This window comes from Burkholderia lata, from assembly GCF_000012945.1.
GTDB lineage: Bacteria > Pseudomonadota > Gammaproteobacteria > Burkholderiales > Burkholderiaceae > Burkholderia > Burkholderia lata.
This window is the reverse complement of sequence record NC_007511.1, coordinates 2,468,323-2,484,476: the sequence shown is the minus strand read 5'-3', so window position 1 is coordinate 2,484,476 and position 16,154 is coordinate 2,468,323. Positions and strand designations below refer to the sequence as shown.

The window sequence follows — 16,154 nt, the reverse complement described above, 5'->3', positions numbered from 1 at the left end:
GTCGCGCGGCATTCCGCCGGAACGTGCCCGGCCGGAGAGAAACGTTGAATACGATGACGATCGCGCCTTCCTCGCCGTCGAACGCCGCGCTCAAGCGCGAGCTGAAGGCCGCCGAGGCCCGCAAGCGCACGATGGCACTGCTGCTGGTCGCGCCGCTCGCGATTTTCCTGCTGCTGATTTTCGTCGTGCCGATCGGCACGCTGCTCACGCGCGCGGTACAGAACCCGGAGATCGCGACCGCGTTGCCGAACACGGTCAGGGCGCTGTCGGGCTGGGACCGCAAGACGCCGCCGGCCGACGCCGCGTATGTCGCACTCGCGGCCGACATGACGAAGGTGGCCGACAGCGAGGCGATGGGTGCGCTCGCGCGACGCCTGAACACCGAGATTCCCGGCTATCGCTCGCTCGTCGCGAAGACGGCGCGCGCGATGCCGCTGAAGGGCGAGGGCGACGCGGCGCTGACGCCCGCGCAGACGCGCGAAAAAATCGTCGAACTCGATTCGCGCTGGGGCGACGTCGCGTACTGGCAGTCGATCGCGAAGAACGGCAGCCAGGTGTCGCCGTTCTACCTGCTCGCCGCGCTCGACCACAAGCAGGACGGCTTCGGCAACATCGTGCAGGCCGATCCCGACCAGTCGATCTATCTCGCGATCTTCGGCCGCACGTTCGTGATCGGCGTCGCCGTCACGTTGTTCGCGCTGCTGCTGGGCTATCCGCTCGCGTACTGGATCTCGACGCTGTCGGAGCGTCGTGCAAACCTCGTGATGATCCTCGTGCTGATTCCGTTCTGGACGTCGGTGCTCGTGCGGGTCGCCGCGTGGATCGTGCTGCTGCAGAGCGAAGGGCTCGTCAACAAGGCGCTGATCGGCAGCGGGCTGATCTCGCATCCGCTGACGCTGCTGTTCAACCGCGTCGGCGTATACATCTCGATGACGCACATCCTGCTGCCGTTCATGATCCTGCCGCTCTACAGCGTGATGAAGTCGATCCCGCCGACCTACCAGCGCGCAGCCGTGTCGCTCGGCAGCCATCCGTTCGCCGCGTTCTGGCGCGTGTACGTGCCGCAGACCTACCCGGGCGTCGGCGCGGGCGCGCTGCTCGTGTTCATCCTCGCGATCGGCTACTACATCACGCCCGCGCTGCTCGGCGGGCCGAACGACCAGATGGTCAGCTACTACGTCGCGTACTTCACGAACGTGACGATCAACTGGGGCATGGCGTGTGCGCTCGGCGGGTTGCTGCTCGCGGCAACGCTGGTGCTGTACGCGGTGTACGGGCGCTTCACGCGCACCAACGTGAGCCTCGGTTGAGCGCCGCGCACTACGAAACGGGAAGGGGATTCGGACCATGAAACTCGCCAGGCCGCTGTTTGCGCCGCACATGTCGTTCGTCGAGCGCGCGTGGTACGTCGCGCTGCGCGTGCTCGTCGTGCTGACGCTGCTGTACCTGATCCTACCGGTGCTCGCGATCGTGCCGCTGTCGTTTTCGTCGAGCACGTTCCTCGTCTATCCGATCCCGGGCTTCTCGACGCGCTGGTACGAGAACCTGATTGCATCGGACGAGTGGCGGATGGCCGCCAAGAACAGCTTCATCGTCGCCCCGTCGGCGACCGTCGTCGCAACCGTGCTCGGCACGCTCGCCGCGATCGGTCTCACGAAGGCCGATTTCCGCGGCAAGGGGCTGCTGATGGCCGTGCTGCTGTCGCCGATGATCGTGCCGGTCGTCGTGGTCGGTGTCGGCATGTACCTGTTCTTCGCGCCGCTCGGGCTCGCGAACACCTACACGGGGCTGATTGCCGCGCATGCGGCGCTCGGCGTGCCGTTCGTCGTGACGACGGTTGCCGCGACATTGCAGGGCTTCAACCAGAACCTCGTGCGCGCGAGCCTGTCGCTCGGCGCGAATCCGGTGTCGACGTTCTTCCGCGTGACGCTGCCGGTGATCGCACCGGGTGTGATGTCGGGTGCGCTGTTCGCGTTCGCGACGTCGTTCGACGAAGTCGTCGTCACGCTGTTCCTCGCGGGCGCGGACCAGACGACGCTGCCGCGCCAGATGTTCACGGGCATCCGCGAGAACATCAGCCCGACGATCGCTGCGCTCGCAACGATCCTGATCATCTTCTCGACGAGCCTGCTGCTTGCGCTCGAATGGCTGCGCGGTCGCAATGCGCGGCGCGCGGTGACCTGACGCGGGGCGTCTGCCTGTTGCAAATGCGTGGCCGCCTGTCCTGCGCGGCAACGCATTTGCTTTCATTTCGCTGACTGACGAAGCGGCCGCCTGCACGTTCGATGCGGCTCTGCAACAATACGGGGCGCGGCGGCGCGCGTTCCATGCGGTGCGACCGGAACGCCGCCGCGAGTCCAATCCGCGACGTGGCGCAACGCGTCGCTCGTCAGCCGAGCCTCATCTTGTCCGAATTCGCTTCCCCCGCCGGCGCCCATGAGCCGGCCGTCAACTGGCGCGCGATGTCCGCCGTGCTGCTGGCCGTCGCGCTCGCGACGCTCGACACCGCGATCGCGAACACCGCGCTGCCCGCGATCGCAACCGACCTGCATGCATCGCCGGCCGCGTCCGTATGGATCATCAACGCGTACCAGCTCGCGATGGTCGCGACGCTGCTGCCGTTCGCCTCGCTCGGCGACATCGTCGGCCACAAGCGCGTGTATATCGCCGGGCTCGCGGTGTTCACGCTCGCGTCGCTCGGTTGCTCGCTCGCCTCGACGCTGCCGATGCTGACGGCCGCGCGGATCGTGCAGGGCTTCGGCGCGAGCGCGATCATGAGCGTCAACGTCGCGCTGATCCGCGGCCTGTTCCCCGCACACCGGCTCGGGCGCGGCGTCGGCTTCAACGCGCTCGTGGTCGGCGTGTCGTTCGCGGTGGGGCCGACCATCGCGTCGCTGATCCTGTCGGTCGCCGCATGGCCGTGGCTGTTCGCGGTGAACGTGCCGCTCGGCGTGTTCGCGCTTGCAGTGGCGATTCCGTCGCTGCCGCAGACGGCACGCGGCAAGCACGCGTTCGATCCGGTTGCGGCATTGTTCAACGTGATCACGTTCGCGTCGCTGATCTTCGCGCTCGGCGAATTCGCGCAGCGCGGGCCGCTTTCGATCGTGTTCGCGGCGGCCGCGGTCGCGCTCACATTCGGCTGGCTGCTGATCCGCCGCCAGGCCGGGCACCCCGCACCGATGCTGCCGGTCGACCTGTTTCGCCGGCCCGTGTTCACGCTCTCCGCGCTGACCGCCGTGTGCGCGTTCGCTGCGCAGGGGCTCGCGTTCGTATCGCTGCCGTTCTATTTCGAAACCGTCCTGCATCGCAACGCGGTCGAGACGGGGTTCCTGATGACGCCGTGGTCGGTGATCGTCGCGTTCGCCGCGCCGATTGCGGGGCGCTTGTCGGATCGCTATCCGCCGGGCCTGCTCGGCGCGATCGGTCTTGCCTTGCTGAGCGCGGGCATGGTGTCGCTCGCCGCGTTGCCGGCGGCGCCGGGCGTCATCGACATCGGCTGGCGGATGATGCTGTGCGGCGCGGGCTTCGGTTTTTTCCAATCGCCGAACCTGAAGGCGCTGATGTCGAGTGCGCCGCCCGAGCGTAGCGGCGGCGCGAGCGGGATCATCGCGACCGCGCGGCTGATCGGGCAGGCGACGGGCGCGGCGCTCGTCGCGCTGTCGTTCGGGATCGCGGGACGCCACGGGCCGACACTCGCGCTGATGCTCGGCGCGGGCTTCGCCGGAGCCGCAAGCGTCGCGAGCGGGTTGCGGCTCTTTGCGCCGTCGCATCGGGCCGGCGTGCCGGCCGCGTCGGAGCGCGTGAGCGAGCGCGCGACGGAGTAGCGGGCGGCGCGCGGTATGCCGTCGTCATTGACCGAACGCACGGCCCGGTGCAACGTGGACGTTTACATCGAATTCGCGAGCCACTATGAATCTGCGCAGTGTTGACCTGAATCTGCTGGTTGCACTCGATGCGTTGCTGACCGAGAAACACGTGACGCGCGCCGCGACGAAGGTGGGGTTGAGTCAATCGGCGATGAGCAGCGCGCTGGGACGTTTGCGAATCCTGATGCGCGACGAGTTGCTGATACGCAATGCAACCGGCATGGAGCCGACGCCGCGTGCGCTGGAACTGGAAGAGCCGCTGAGGCAACTGCTGCACCAGGCGGAGCGGCTCCTCGAATCGGATGGCGCGTTCGATCCGGCAACGACGGCCGGGCACTTCCGGCTGAGAATGTCCGACGTGCTCGAGTACCTGCTGATGCCGCCATTGCTCGCGCAACTCGAGCAGGAAGCGCCGGGCGTGACGCTCGACGTGGTGCACCTGTCGCCGGGGCAGACCGTGACCGCGCTCGAAGCCGACGATATCGACGTCGCGGTGAGCATGGATCTGGAGCATGCGGGCGCGGTGCAGGCGATGCCGCTGTTCGACGACCGCATGGTCTGCGTGATGGCGCGGGACCATCCGTGCGCTGCTGAAGCATTGACGCTCGACCTGTTTCTTTCGCTGCCGCATCTCAAGGTGTCCATCAGTTCGACCGACGGGCGCTATGTCGACGCAAAGCTCGCCGGGATGCGCCGCGCGCGGAACGTGGTGCTGAATGTGCCGCACTGGCTGGTCGTGCCGCATCTGTTGCGCCATTCGTCGATGGTCGCGGTGATGTCCGCGCGCCTGGCCGAACGTTTCGCGGCAGACGGGCTGGTGCTCAAGGCGCTCCCGTTCGAGTCAGCGGGGTTCCATTGGTCGATGTATTGGCACCGGCGCCACGACAGCGTGCCGGCGCAGGCCTGGCTGAGAGAGAAGATTCGCGAGGCGGCGGAGCCGATGCGGTTGCTCGACGCGCAGCGCACGGCGGGTTGAACGCAGTCGATGCATCACGGGTGTCGCCAGCACGGCAATTGCCGAAGGCAGCTGATCGCTGTACCCGTCAGTGCAAAGGCGCTGCCGATCCACAACGCGGCGATCGGGCCGCCCGGCCCGGAGACGTGAAAGGACAGGGCGACCAACGCCGCACCGAGCGTCTGTCCGAGCAGGCGGGCCGTCGCGACGATGCCGCTGGCGCCGCCGCTGCGCTCGGCCGGCGCACTGCCCATCAGCGCCTTGAGGTTCGGTGCCTGGAAGAAGCCGAATCCGGCGCCGCACATCATCATGCGCCACACGATATCGAGCGTCGAAGGTGCGGGCGGCAGCATGGCCAGCGACGCCATGCCGATGCACAGGATGAAGAGGCCGACGGTGCCGAGGATACCCGCCGGGTATCGGTCGGCCAGGCGACCGGCAACGGGCGCCATGATGGCCACCACGACAGGCCACGGCGTCATGAGGAAGCCGGTGTCGACCTGACTGTTGCCGAGGCCGGCTTGCAGGAAGAACGGCAGCGACACGAACGCGAGGCCTTGCGTCGCAAACGAGCAGACCGACGTGGTGGCGGAAAGGGAGAAGACCGGCCGCCGGAACAGGTCGGCGGCGAGCAGCGGCGCAGGGTGATGTGCCTGGCGCTTCAGCAGCGCGTAGCCGAACCCTGCCGCGACGATCCATTCAGCCATGACCGTCGGCGACAAGCCATCATGCGAAACCGTCCCCAGTCCGAGGATCAGTAATGCGAAGCAACCGGCGCACAGCAGTGCGGCGATGACGTCGAAGTCATGCCGGGCGCGATCGGTGATCGGCAGCGTGCGGACGGCCAATGCGACGGAAAGCAGGCCGATGGGAACGTTGATCAGGAACAGCCAATGCCATGACGTGATCGAGAGAATGGCCGACGCAACGGTCGGCCCCACGGTGAACGAAACGGCGACGACGAGTGCATTCAATCCGACACCCCGCCCGAGCAACCGGGCCGGATAGGCGAAACGAATCAGCGCGGTGTTGACGCTCATGATCGCGGCCGCACCGATGCCTTGCAACGCACGTGCGGCGGCAAGCGAGGCAAGGGACCCGGCGACGCCACACGCAAGCGAGCTTGCGGTGAACAGGACCAGCCCGGCGATATAAATGCGCCGATGGCCGACGATCTCGCCGAGTGACGCAAACGGCAGCAAGGTCGCGACCATCGCAAGCTGATACGCATTGACGACCCAGATCACCGACGCAGGATCGGCACCGATGCTTCTGCCGATGGTCGGCAGCGCGGTATTGGTGATGGCCGTATCGAGGTTGGCCATTGCGACCGCGAGCGAGAGGGCGATCAACGCCGCGATTCGCTGTCGCGTCGGCAGGCCATCGTGAACGGGCGGGCTGAGGGAGGGCAGGTTGGTGGTCGACATCGCGGGCAGCACGGGTTGTGTGAATGTCCACTGTCGCATCCGTTCGGAAATTGATCCAACGGATGTTTGTCATGTCGATATTGACGCGGTGGATAGTGGTGACGCCGCGCATCGAGCGGGGCTCTTGCTGCTGTCCGTCAGCCGGCGCGCGGCCCACCACCGCTGCGCGCCGGCCTTCACGCTTCGCTTAGAACCCGCCCGACTTGATCAGCTGGTTGAGGTTCGCGATGTTCAGGCTGCCGAAGCCGGTCGTGTAATCCCAGCCCGTGCCTGCGTTATAGCCATACCCCTGATAGCCGTTGTTCCCCGACACGACGTCGTAGCGCACGAGCGACGGGTTCGACGGAATGTCGGCGTAGAACTTGCCGGCCGGGAAGCCGAGGCCCGTGCCGTTCGCTGCGAGCAGACGCGCCCAGAGGCCCGTGAAGATCGGCGCGGCGAGGCTCGTGCCGCCGATCTGCTGCAACTGGCCGTAGTTGTAGATGTACGCACCTGTGCTTTGCGCGGCGTCGAACGACACGTCCGGCAGCTGGCGGTTGCTGCCCGACTGCCACGACGGCGCGGGCAGGATCGTGCTGACGCCGCCGCCCGTCGCCCACAGCTTGCCGTTGCCGTCGAGCCCTTCGTTCCACACCGTTTCATTCGAGAACGCGCCCGACGACGTCGTGTAGAGCGTCGTGCCGCCGATCGCGACCACGTGCGGCGACGAGGCCGGCCACGACACCGTGTAGTTCGAGCCGTCCGGATAGCCGCGGTTGTTGCACTCGTACACGCCTTCGTCGCCCGACGAAACCGAGAACGTCTGGCCTTGCGCTGCGGCGGTCGTGAAGATCTGTTCCTCGGCGTCGATCGTGCCGTCCGCGTTCGCGTCGGTCTCGCACCAGCCGAGCGACACGTTGATCACCTTCGCGGTGTTGTCCGACACGGCCTGGTTGAACGCCTGCGTGAGGCCCGTGTTGCCGCTGGCGTTGAGGTCGGCCATGTAGAACACGAGCTTGCCGACCTTGCCGCCGGCCGAGCCGACGATCGACTGGCTGTCGAGATCCCACTCGCCCTGGCCGTCCTGGTCGTCGGTATAGGTGCCGCCCGAGCCGTTGGTCTGGACGGTCTGCGTCGAGACGGTGCTGTAGCCGTTGCTCGACGTGAACTGCTTCAGGTCCTGCAGCGTCTGTGACACGCCGCCGATCGTGATGATGCCGACGGTGACGCCGGCTGCGGTCGGCACGCCGGTTGCGTTGTAGAGGCCCGGGAATTCCTTCGGATAGTGGCCGGTCGCCGTGCCGGCCGCGAGCGCCTGCGGCTTCGACACGTTGCCGATGTGCAGCAGCGGCCGAGCGTGTGCGACGCTCTGCAGCCCGAGCACCGAGCCGACGACGCCGCCGAGCGCGCGCGGCACCTGTGCGGTCGACGTATTGGCGAAGCCCGCGCGGCCCGCGTATTCGAAGTGCACGAGCGACGTGTTGAATGCGGTCTTCACGGTGCCGGCCGTGCCGCGTGCGGATACCAGCAACCGGTTCGGAGCGACCTCGACGTTCACGAAGCCGCTCTTGTGCAGATAGTCGACGACCGACTTCACCTGCGCTTCGGTCGGCGCGTAGTTGGCGAGGAACTGCGCATGCGTGAGGTACTGGCGGTATTGCGCGCTGCCCGGCCGGTTCACGTCGCGCGACAGTTGCTTGAGCTGCGCGGCATTGCGCAGCTTCAGGCTGACGACGACGTTGGTCGTTTCGCCGGCCGCAAGTTCGAGCGACGGCGCCGCGCTGCGCGCCATCAACTGCGGGCCGGTCAGAAAGGCCTTCGTATGGGTGTCGACCCAGTCCGTCGCCGCATGCGCCGCAGCGGCGGCGAACACGAGCGGAGCCACGCACGCAAGGCGGCGGGGCGACGGCAGGGGCAGGGCAAACCAGGCGTTCCTTTTCATCGGGAGTCCTTTTTAGGAGAGACGACGTTGCTGGAGCCCTCGACCCTTGTGGGATCGCGAGCGGTGACGAGCGTAGGGCGTCACCGCCGTTCAGGTAGCTGCCATTTTCCATAGCTGTCAGTTCTGACATCGGCGCGTGTGCGCGGATGCGTTGCGTCATCCGCGCAAGCGATCGCGGCAGAGGCGAACGGAACCGGTTCGCGATACGACGGCGCGCAAAGCGCGACGTTCGCACGCGCGAGTCGCTCGTCGCGGCGCCGGAACGTGCGTGATCGCGGAGCGGATCGATGCATGAACGCATCGTGCGCGACCGGTCGTTGCCGCGTGCTGCGTCGCACTATGTGGTCAAACGAAGCGACGCGGCAGGTACGGATTCGGATGTGCACAAAAAAGGGGCGGGTCGATCGCAAACGTTTCCCGAACTGTGGAACGGCGCTTGCGACAGTCTTGCGGGCTGCTTTCGGATCGCATGCTGCAGTCGCAAATTAGAGGAAATGCTCTAATCCCGCGGCGTGTGCGCGCCGACGCGGCAGACGGCGGGCCCGCGCAAGATCGCACGACGTCGTTTGTGAAATTCCGCCTTGACGCGCGTCGAGCAGCGGATATGCTTCGATTCATAACCATCGGGTTATGGATTTGGACATGCAGAACGCACACGACATGCTTTTCAGGACACTTGCCGATCCCACGCGCCGCGCGCTCTTCGAGCGGCTGTGCGCGGACGGCGAGCTGACGGTTGCCGCGCTGACGGCCCATGCGGGCGTTTCGCAGCCTGCCGTCTCGAAGCATCTGGGCGTCCTGAAGCAGGCCGGGCTCGTGAGCGATCGTCACGAAGGCCGGCAGACGCACTACAGCGCGCAGCCTCAAGCGCTGGCCCCGTTGATCGACTGGACGAGCCAGATGGCCGGCTTCTGGCAGAACCGGTTCGATGCCCTCGAAGATCTTCTGAAAAGGATGGACCAGTAATGAACCAGGCCACCACCGAAACGCGCTCCGTCGTCGTCGACCGGGAGCTGCCTCATCCGCCGGAGAAGATCTGGCGCGCGCTCACGCAACCGCACCTGATCGAGGCGTGGCTGATGAAGAGCGATTTCGAGCCCGTCGCGGGCCGCGCCTTCAGCTTCCGCGCCGACTGGGGCTCGGTCGACTGCACGGTCCTGACGATCGAGCCGCCGCATGCGTTGTCCTATACGTGGGCCGCGTACGGCCTCGAAAGCGTCGTCACGTGGACGCTCACCCCCACACCGGCCGGCACGCACCTGCGGATGGAGCAGGTCGGCTTCCGTACGGATCAGGAGCAGGCTTACCGCGGGGCGCAGCACGGCTGGGTCCGGTTCTTCGACTCGCTCGAACAGGTGCTGGCCCGCCCGGACGAAGGCACGGAGGCCCGCGCATGAGCACAACCGACCTCACGCCGTCGGAGCGCATCGACGCGCTGATCGCCGGCATCGACGACTGGCGCGGCAAGACCTTCGCCGACCTGCGCCAGACGATCCTCGACGCGCAAGCGGGCATCGTCGAGGAATGGAAATGGATGGGCAGCCCCGTATGGTCGTGCGACGGGATGATCGCGGTGGCGAACGCGCACAAGGGCAAGGTGAAGGTGACCTTCATGCACGGCGCGCAGCTGCCCGATCCCGACCAGCTGTTCAACGACGGCCTCGACGGCAATGCGCGGCGCGCGATCGATTTCTTCGAAGGCGACAAGCTCGACAAGCGGGCGCTGAAGAACCTCGTCCGCGCGGCGATCGACTACAACCGCACGCATCTGAAGAAGAACGCGCGGCCCGGCGCGGGTGCGAAGCCGCGCAGCAGCAAGGCCGCATGATGCGCGCCTGACGCGCGGGCAAAAAAATGCCCGACACGAGGTCGGGCATCCAAATCGGCCGCAACCGCCGCGAGGCGGCTGCGGCACCTGCAAAAGCAGGGCGCTTACGCTGCGAGCAGCGAGCGCAGCACGAACGGCAGGATACCGCCGTGCTTGTAGTAGTCGACTTCGATCGGCGTATCGATGCGCAGCAGCACCTGCACGCGCTGCGACTCACCGTTCTTGCGGTTGATCACCAGCGTGACGTCCTGCTGCGGCTTGAAGTCGTCGCCGAGGCCTTCGATGTCATACGTTTCGTCGCCGGTGATGCCGAGCGACTGGATGCTGTCCGAGCCCTTGAACTGCAGCGGCAGCACGCCCATGCCGACCAGGTTCGAGCGGTGGATGCGCTCGAAGCTGCGTGCGATCACGGCCTTCACGCCGAGCAGTTGCGTGCCCTTCGCGGCCCAGTCGCGCGACGAGCCCGTGCCGTACTCTTCGCCTGCGAACACGACCGTCGGCGTATCGGCGCCGACATACTGCATGGCCGCGTCGTAGATCGACTGCTGTTCGCCGCTCGGCTGGTGGATCGTCAGGCCGCCTTCGACGCGCGAGCCGTCTGCCTTCGCCGGGATCATCAGGTTCTTGATCCGGACGTTCGCGAACGTGCCGCGCATCATCACGTCGTGGTTGCCGCGGCGCGAGCCGTAGCTGTTGAAGTCGGCCTTCTGCACGCCGTTTTCCTTCAGCCACTTGCCTGCCGGCGAATCTTCCTTGATCGAGCCTGCCGGGCTGATGTGGTCGGTCGTGACCGAGTCACCGAAGATGCCGAGTGCGCGTGCGCCCTTGACCGTCGGGATCGATGCAGCCGGTTCCATCGAGAAGTCGTTGCCGAAGAACGGCGGCTCGGCGATGTAGGTCGACTTCGGCCAGTCGTAGACCTGGCCCGATTCGCCCTCGATCTTGCTCCAGAGGTCGCCCTTCTTGGTCAGCTTCGAGTAGTTGTCCTCGAACTTCTTCGGGTCGAGCGCGAACTTGAGCAGCGCGTGGATTTCTTCGCTCGTCGGCCAGATGTCGCCGAGGTAGATGTCACGGCCGCCCTTGCCCTTGCCGACCGGTTCGGTCATCAGGTCGCGCGTGATGTTGCCGGCGATCGCGTAGGCGACGACCAGCGGCGGCGACGCGAGGAAGTTCGCGCGGATGTTCGGGTGGATACGCGCTTCGAAGTTACGGTTGCCCGACAGCACGGCTGCCGCGACGATGTCGTTCTTCGTGATCGCTTCGTTCAGCTCCGGCGTCAGGTCGCCCGCGTTGCCGATACAGGTCGTGCAGCCGTAGGCCGCGACTTCGAAGCCGAGCTTCGACAGGTAGGGCAGCAGGCCCGTCTTCGTCAGGTACTCGGTGACGATGCGCGATCCCGGCGCGAGCGAGGTCTTGATCTTCGGATCGACCGTGAGGCCGGCCTCGACCGCCTTCTTCGCGAGCAGGCCTGCAGCCAGCAGCACGCTCGGGTTCGACGTGTTCGTGCACGACGTGATCGCGGCGATCAGCACGTCGCCGTTCTTCACGTCGACGCCGTTGCTCGTCGTGTATTGCGTGGCCAGGTCGTCCGCCTTCTTCGCGAAGCCGTTGTCTGCCACCGGCTTCGAGAACAGGTCGGTGAACGTCGACTTGACGTTGCCGATCTCGATGCGGTCCTGCGGGCGCTTCGGGCCGGCCAGCGACGGTGCGACCGTCGCCAGGTCGAGCGTCACGACCTTCGTGTAGTCGATGTCGCCGGCCTTCGGGATGCCGAACAGCTTCTGCGCCTTGAAGTAGTTTTCGAACGCGGCGATTTCCGCCTTCGTGCGGCCCGTGCCTTCGAAGTAGTCGATCGTCTTTTCGTCGACCGGGAAGAAGCCCATCGTCGCGCCGTATTCCGGCGCCATGTTGCCGATCGTCGCGCGATCCGGCAGCGACAGCGATTTCGTGCCTTCGCCGAAGAATTCGACGAACTTGCCGACGACCTTCTCCTTGCGCAGCATTTCGGTGATCGTCAGCACCAGGTCGGTGGCCGTGACGCCTTCGCGCAGCTTGCCCTTCAGCTCGACGCCGACGACGTCCGGCGTCAGGAAGTACACCGGCTGGCCGAGCATGCCGGCTTCCGCCTCGATGCCGCCCACGCCCCAGCCGACCACGCCGATGCCGTTGATCATCGTCGTGTGGCTGTCGGTGCCGACCAGCGTATCCGGGTAGTACACGGTGTCGCCGCCGTCCGCCTTCTTGTGGACGCCGCGCGCGAGGTACTCGAGGTTCACCTGGTGGACGATGCCGACGCCCGGCGGCACGACCTTGAACGTGTCGAATGCCTGCATGCCCCACTTCATGAACTGGTAGCGCTCGTTGTTGCGCTGGAATTCCAGTTTCATGTTCAGGTCGAGCGCGTCCTTCTGGCGGAAGTAGTCGATCTGCACCGAGTGATCGACGACGAGATCGACCGGGACCAGCGGCTCGATCTTCTTCGGGTTCTTGCCCGTACGCTCGGCGACGCCGCGCATGGCCGCGATGTCGGCGAGCAGCGGCACGCCAGTGAAGTCCTGCAGCACGACGCGCGACACCACGAACGGAATCTCGTCGACGCGCTTCTCGGTCGGCTTCCAGTTCGCGAGCTGCTCGATGTGCGCTTCGGTGATTTTCTTGCCGTCGTAGTTGCGCAGCACGGACTCGAGCACGATACGGATCGACACCGGCAGGCGTTCGATCTTCGTCTTCAGTTCCTTGCCGAGCTGCGGCAGCGAGTAGAACTTGCCTTTGCCGGAACCGCTGTCGAATTCCTTGAGGGTCTTGTGGAGATTGTGGGCCATGGTGATTTTCCTGGGTTTAAGGCTAGGAAACAAAGTGTCCTGTAGATGACGGCTATATCACATACAGATCGACGTACTCATCGACCGGCATTGCTTCGAGCTTTGCCTGGTCCAGCGACACGTCGAGAATCGCTTGTTGCTGCTTTGCCGGGAAGCGGCGGGCAAGGTTGGTCCTGAACTTCTCGACCAGGAGCGGGACGCCTTCGGTCCGGCGCCGCCGGTGACCGAGCGGGTATTCGACCGCCACCTCGGCAAGCTTCGACCCGTCCGTGAACTCGATCGTCAGTGCATTCGCGATCGAGCGCTTGTCCGGGTCGTGGTAATCCTTCGTGAACTGCGGATCCTCGACGCACACGGTTTTCGCGCGCAGCGCGTCGATGCGGGGATCGGCGGCGGCCGAATCTTCGTAGTCGGCCGCGGTCAGCCGGCCGAACAGCAGCGGCACGGCGACCATGTACTGGATGCAGTGGTCGCGGTCGGCCGGATTGGCGAGCGGGCCCTGCTTGTCGATGATGCGGATCGCGGCCGCGTGCGTGCGGATCGTGATCCGGCTGATGTCGTCGGTCGTGCGGCCCGCGGCGGCGAGCTGCGCGTGCAGCTGCAGCGCGGCCTCGGCGGCCGTTTGCGCGTGGAATTCGGCGGGGAATGCGATCTTGAACAGCACGTTTTCCATCACGTACGTGCCGTACGGGCGCTGGAAGCGGAACGGCTTGCCGTCGAACAGCACGTCGTAGAAGCCCCAGGTTTTTGCGGTGAGCGCCGACGGGTAGCCCATTTCACCCGTTTTCGCGATCAGCGCGAGGCGCACCGCGCGGGATGTGGCGTCGCCCGCCGCCCATGATTTGCGCGAGCCCGTATTCGGCGCGTGGCGGTAGGTGCGCAGCGCCTGGCCGTCGACGAACGCGTTGGACACCGCGTTGATCAGCTCGTCGCGCGTGAGCCCGAGCAGCCGGCCGACGACGGCCGTCGATGCGACCTTCACGAGCAGCACGTGGTCGAGCCCGACCGCATTGAACGAATTCTCGAGAGCGAGGCAGCCCTGGATCTCGTGGGCCTGGATCATCGCGACCAGCACGTCGCGCATCGTGAGCGGCTTCCGGCCGGCCGCGACGGCCGTGCGGGAAAGCCAGTCGGCCGTCGCCAGGATCCCGCCGAGATTGTCGGACGGATGACCCCATTCGGCGGCGAGCCAGGTGTCGTTGAAGTCCAGCCAGCGGATCATCGCGCCGATGCCGAATGCGGCCTGGACGGGATCGAGCTGGAAGGACGTGCCGGGCACCTTCGCGCCGTTCGGCACGATCGTGCCCGGCACGACGGGGCCAAGCAGCTTGGTGCAGGCAGGGTAGGACAGCGCCTCGAGTCCACATCCGAGCGTGTCGATCAGGCAATGACGCGCCGTCTCCAGCGCGAGCGCGCTGTCGATGCCGGCATTCAGCACGTAGTCGACGATATCGACGAGTACCGTATCCGGAGCAGGGCGGACGTTGGAGACCGGGGCGGACATCGAGGGGCCGATGGGAACGCGCTTAGTTCGTTGCCGGCTTCAGCTCGTTCGACTGCGTCGGTGCCGGCGTGCCTTGCGTCATTTCCGGCGTCACGCATTCGTCCGCGAGGCGTTCGCCGCCGTTTGCGTCGGAGAACAGCATCGCCTTGGTCGGGATCACGATCAGCTTGAAGCCTGCTGCCGGATCGTAGAACGTGTCGGCACCCGTCGTCGTGGCCTGACGCGGCAGCTTGTAGTTCTTCTTCGCCCAGTGAACCGTGACGACCTGGTCGCGCTTCATGTCGCCGGCGAGGTCGAACGACAGACCTTCCTTGCAGGACCACTTGACCGCGCCGTCCGGTACCGGATCGACCTTCGCTGCGGCACGTGCCTGTGCCTTCTTGCTGCGCGGGATGATGCGCTTGGCCGGCGCCGGGCGCTTGGCCGTTGCCTTCTTCGCGGTCGTCGTGGTCGTACCCTGGGCAAACGCGCTCGGAGCCGACACCAGCATCGTGGCGGACAAGGCGCCGATGGCGGTAGCGATCAGGAGTTTCTTCATGGAGTCAGAACCTTTCGATAATCAGTTGACAAGGGCCGGCAATCGAAACTGCCGGCCGGTTTGAAACTGCACGCGCCCCGAAAGCGCGCAGCGGCCGCTATTTTCACCTATTTGGCCGCGCATATATCAGGTTTTCGGGCTCCGTTACGTTTTTTGTCGTTTCGCAAACCTCTATCCGGTTTGCGCCTCGTCGAATGCATGAAACTCGTGTATCGGCCGGCGGCGCGCGCTTACGGCGCGCTGCCCGCGGCGGCCGGGCCGAACAGCGGCGCGGCCTCGGCCGGTACGGGCTGGCCGGTGGCCCGCGCGCGGCGCAGCACCGACCAGTAATACCGGTAACTCGCGCGATCGTGCAGCGTATCACCGTGGCGCGTCGGGCCCCAGTCAGCGGCCTGCGCGGCCAGCAGGATCTCGGCGGCCAGCGCGACCTCGTCGGTGCGCGGCGCGAATGCGTCGACGATCGGGCGGATCTGCGCGGGGTGGATGCTCCACATCCGCGTGAAGGCGAATTCGTCGCGCGCGCGGCGTGCATCGGCGGCGACGACGCTCATGTCGCGCACCTCGGTCGTCACGTTGTGCGACGGCGTCTTGCCGTGCGCGTGGCAGGCCGCGGCGATTTCCAGCTTCGCGCGGCGCACGAGCGGGTGCTCGAACTGGCCGGGCGAGCGCATCGCGGAATCGGGAATCGCGCCATGGTGCGCGGAGACGAAATCCATCAGCCCGAAGCTCAGCGTGCCGACCGTCGGCAGCGCGGCGAGGGCGGCCGCATGCGCGAGCGCGCCGTGCGTCTCGACCAGCACGTCGACCGGAATCGGCTGCGCGATGCCCAGCTCGCGGCGCGTGCCTTCGATGAACGCGGTCATTTCGGCGGCGTCGGCGGCACTCGCGATCTTCGGGAGCGTAATGTAGGCGGGGGCGCGCGCCGCACGCAGCACGATGCGCACGTCGTCGCGCCAGTGCGGGTGGGAAAAGTCGTGGATGCGGACGCCGACGCGGCCGAAGCGGTTCTCGTCGCTGCCGAGGATGTCGGTGACGAGTGCCGCATGCGCGGCTTCCTGGCCGACGGCCGCGCCGTCTTCGCAGTCGAGCGTGATGTCGAACACGGGGCCCAGCTCGGCCTGCAGCGCGAGCGACTTGCGCATCAGCTTTTCGCTGCCCGCGTAGTGATCACAGCAGGGCAGGATCGCGGGCGGGGACGCCCCGTCGTACAGCACTTGTGCGGGAGTGAGCGCGGCCATCTCGTCTACGTCAGGGAAGCGGGTCAACGTGGAGAAAATCGGATTCGGGCGCGTT

General features: G+C 66.3%; 14 protein-coding genes. 8 read left to right on the top strand and 6 right to left on the bottom strand.

Annotation, left to right across the window (positions count from 1 at the left end):
* Positions 1–53 precede the first annotated feature (53 nt).
* The 4 genes from BCEP18194_RS33590 (at position 54) to BCEP18194_RS33575 (ending at position 4,842) form a co-directional block, all read left to right on the top strand.
* Positions 54–1,310 carry an ABC transporter permease gene (locus BCEP18194_RS33590; protein WP_011355762.1) on the top strand — a complete coding sequence of 419 codons (1,257 nt, stop codon included), beginning with the start codon at positions 54–56 and terminating at the stop codon, positions 1,308–1,310.
* Between the two features lie 37 nt (positions 1,311–1,347).
* The gene (locus BCEP18194_RS33585; RefSeq protein WP_011355761.1) at positions 1,348–2,184 is read left to right on the top strand and encodes an ABC transporter permease; all 837 of its coding nucleotides are present in this window, start codon (positions 1,348–1,350) and stop codon (positions 2,182–2,184) included.
* Between the two features lie 221 nt (positions 2,185–2,405).
* Entirely contained in the window at positions 2,406–3,824 is a 1,419-nt protein-coding gene (locus BCEP18194_RS33580; RefSeq protein ID WP_041493624.1) for an MFS transporter, read from the top strand.
* 85 nt (positions 3,825–3,909) lie between these two features.
* Positions 3,910–4,842, top strand: coding sequence for a LysR family transcriptional regulator (locus BCEP18194_RS33575; protein ID WP_011355759.1), 933 nt, complete (start codon positions 3,910–3,912; stop codon positions 4,840–4,842).
* A 14-nt stretch (positions 4,843–4,856) separates the two neighbouring features.
* Here the strand turns inward: BCEP18194_RS33575 and BCEP18194_RS33570 are convergent, their stop codons facing one another.
* Together BCEP18194_RS33570 and BCEP18194_RS33565 are read right to left on the bottom strand one after the other, a co-directional pair.
* The gene (locus BCEP18194_RS33570; protein WP_050781676.1) at positions 4,857–6,248 is read right to left on the bottom strand and encodes an MFS transporter; all 1,392 of its coding nucleotides are present in this window, start codon (positions 6,246–6,248) and stop codon (positions 4,857–4,859) included.
* A gap of 187 nt (positions 6,249–6,435) precedes the next feature.
* Positions 6,436–8,169 carry a S53 family peptidase gene (locus tag BCEP18194_RS33565; protein ID WP_011355757.1) on the bottom strand — a complete coding sequence of 578 codons (1,734 nt, stop codon included), beginning with the start codon at positions 8,167–8,169 and terminating at the stop codon, positions 6,436–6,438.
* Between the two features lie 287 nt (positions 8,170–8,456).
* Between BCEP18194_RS33565 and BCEP18194_RS41485 the strand changes: the two genes are divergently transcribed.
* From BCEP18194_RS41485 to BCEP18194_RS33550, 4 genes are all read left to right on the top strand, one after another.
* Positions 8,457–8,672 carry a hypothetical protein gene (locus BCEP18194_RS41485; RefSeq protein WP_157687352.1) on the top strand — a complete coding sequence of 72 codons (216 nt, stop codon included), beginning with the start codon at positions 8,457–8,459 and terminating at the stop codon, positions 8,670–8,672.
* A 139-nt stretch (positions 8,673–8,811) separates the two neighbouring features.
* A complete protein-coding gene (locus tag BCEP18194_RS33560) occupies positions 8,812–9,135 on the top strand; it encodes an ArsR/SmtB family transcription factor (protein WP_041493622.1) in 324 nt (107 codons plus the stop codon).
* Complete coding sequence (locus BCEP18194_RS33555) at positions 9,135–9,566, top strand: SRPBCC family protein (RefSeq protein ID WP_011355754.1); 432 nt, start codon at positions 9,135–9,137, stop codon at positions 9,564–9,566. Before BCEP18194_RS33560 ends, BCEP18194_RS33555 begins: the two co-directional genes overlap by 1 nt.
* Positions 9,563–9,997 (top strand): DUF1801 domain-containing protein, encoded by a 435-nt coding sequence (locus BCEP18194_RS33550; RefSeq protein ID WP_011355753.1) that lies wholly within the window; start codon positions 9,563–9,565, stop codon positions 9,995–9,997. The genes BCEP18194_RS33555 and BCEP18194_RS33550 overlap by 4 nt, the downstream gene beginning before the upstream one ends.
* 104 nt (positions 9,998–10,101) lie before the next feature.
* Here the strand turns inward: BCEP18194_RS33550 and acnA are convergent, their stop codons facing one another.
* The 4 genes from acnA to BCEP18194_RS33530 all read right to left on the bottom strand — a co-directional run bounded on the left by acnA (position 10,102) and on the right by BCEP18194_RS33530 (position 16,099).
* Positions 10,102–12,819 (bottom strand): aconitate hydratase AcnA, encoded by a 2,718-nt coding sequence (gene acnA / locus BCEP18194_RS33545; protein ID WP_011355752.1) that lies wholly within the window; start codon positions 12,817–12,819, stop codon positions 10,102–10,104.
* A 52-nt stretch (positions 12,820–12,871) separates the two neighbouring features.
* Entirely contained in the window at positions 12,872–14,323 is a 1,452-nt protein-coding gene (locus BCEP18194_RS33540; RefSeq protein WP_011355751.1) for a bifunctional 2-methylcitrate dehydratase/aconitate hydratase, read from the bottom strand.
* Between the two features lie 22 nt (positions 14,324–14,345).
* The gene (locus tag BCEP18194_RS33535; RefSeq protein ID WP_011355750.1) at positions 14,346–14,861 is read right to left on the bottom strand and encodes a hypothetical protein; all 516 of its coding nucleotides are present in this window, start codon (positions 14,859–14,861) and stop codon (positions 14,346–14,348) included.
* Positions 14,862–15,091: 230 nt separating this feature from the next.
* Positions 15,092–16,099 (bottom strand): HpcH/HpaI aldolase/citrate lyase family protein, encoded by a 1,008-nt coding sequence (locus BCEP18194_RS33530; protein WP_011355749.1) that lies wholly within the window; start codon positions 16,097–16,099, stop codon positions 15,092–15,094.
* Positions 16,100–16,154 lie beyond the last annotated feature (55 nt).

Coding starts and splice junctions, on each gene's coding strand:
- BCEP18194_RS33590 (WP_011355762.1), top strand. CDS start 54: ATGACGATCGCGCCTTCCTCGCCGTCGAACGCCGCGCTCAAGCGCGAG.
- BCEP18194_RS33585 (WP_011355761.1), top strand. CDS start 1,348: ATGAAACTCGCCAGGCCGCTGTTTGCGCCGCACATGTCGTTCGTCGAG.
- BCEP18194_RS33575 (WP_011355759.1), top strand. CDS start 3,910: ATGAATCTGCGCAGTGTTGACCTGAATCTGCTGGTTGCACTCGATGCG.
- BCEP18194_RS33570 (WP_050781676.1), bottom strand. CDS start 6,248: ATGTCGACCACCAACCTGCCCTCCCTCAGCCCGCCCGTTCACGATGGC.
- BCEP18194_RS33565 (WP_011355757.1), bottom strand. CDS start 8,169: ATGAAAAGGAACGCCTGGTTTGCCCTGCCCCTGCCGTCGCCCCGCCGC.
- BCEP18194_RS41485 (WP_157687352.1), top strand. CDS start 8,457: ATGCATGAACGCATCGTGCGCGACCGGTCGTTGCCGCGTGCTGCGTCG.
- BCEP18194_RS33560 (WP_041493622.1), top strand. CDS start 8,812: ATGCAGAACGCACACGACATGCTTTTCAGGACACTTGCCGATCCCACG.
- BCEP18194_RS33555 (WP_011355754.1), top strand. CDS start 9,135: ATGAACCAGGCCACCACCGAAACGCGCTCCGTCGTCGTCGACCGGGAG.
- BCEP18194_RS33550 (WP_011355753.1), top strand. CDS start 9,563: ATGAGCACAACCGACCTCACGCCGTCGGAGCGCATCGACGCGCTGATC.
- acnA (WP_011355752.1), bottom strand. CDS start 12,819: ATGGCCCACAATCTCCACAAGACCCTCAAGGAATTCGACAGCGGTTCC.
- BCEP18194_RS33540 (WP_011355751.1), bottom strand. CDS start 14,323: ATGTCCGCCCCGGTCTCCAACGTCCGCCCTGCTCCGGATACGGTACTC.
- BCEP18194_RS33535 (WP_011355750.1), bottom strand. CDS start 14,861: ATGAAGAAACTCCTGATCGCTACCGCCATCGGCGCCTTGTCCGCCACG.
- BCEP18194_RS33530 (WP_011355749.1), bottom strand. CDS start 16,099: ATGGCCGCGCTCACTCCCGCACAAGTGCTGTACGACGGGGCGTCCCCG.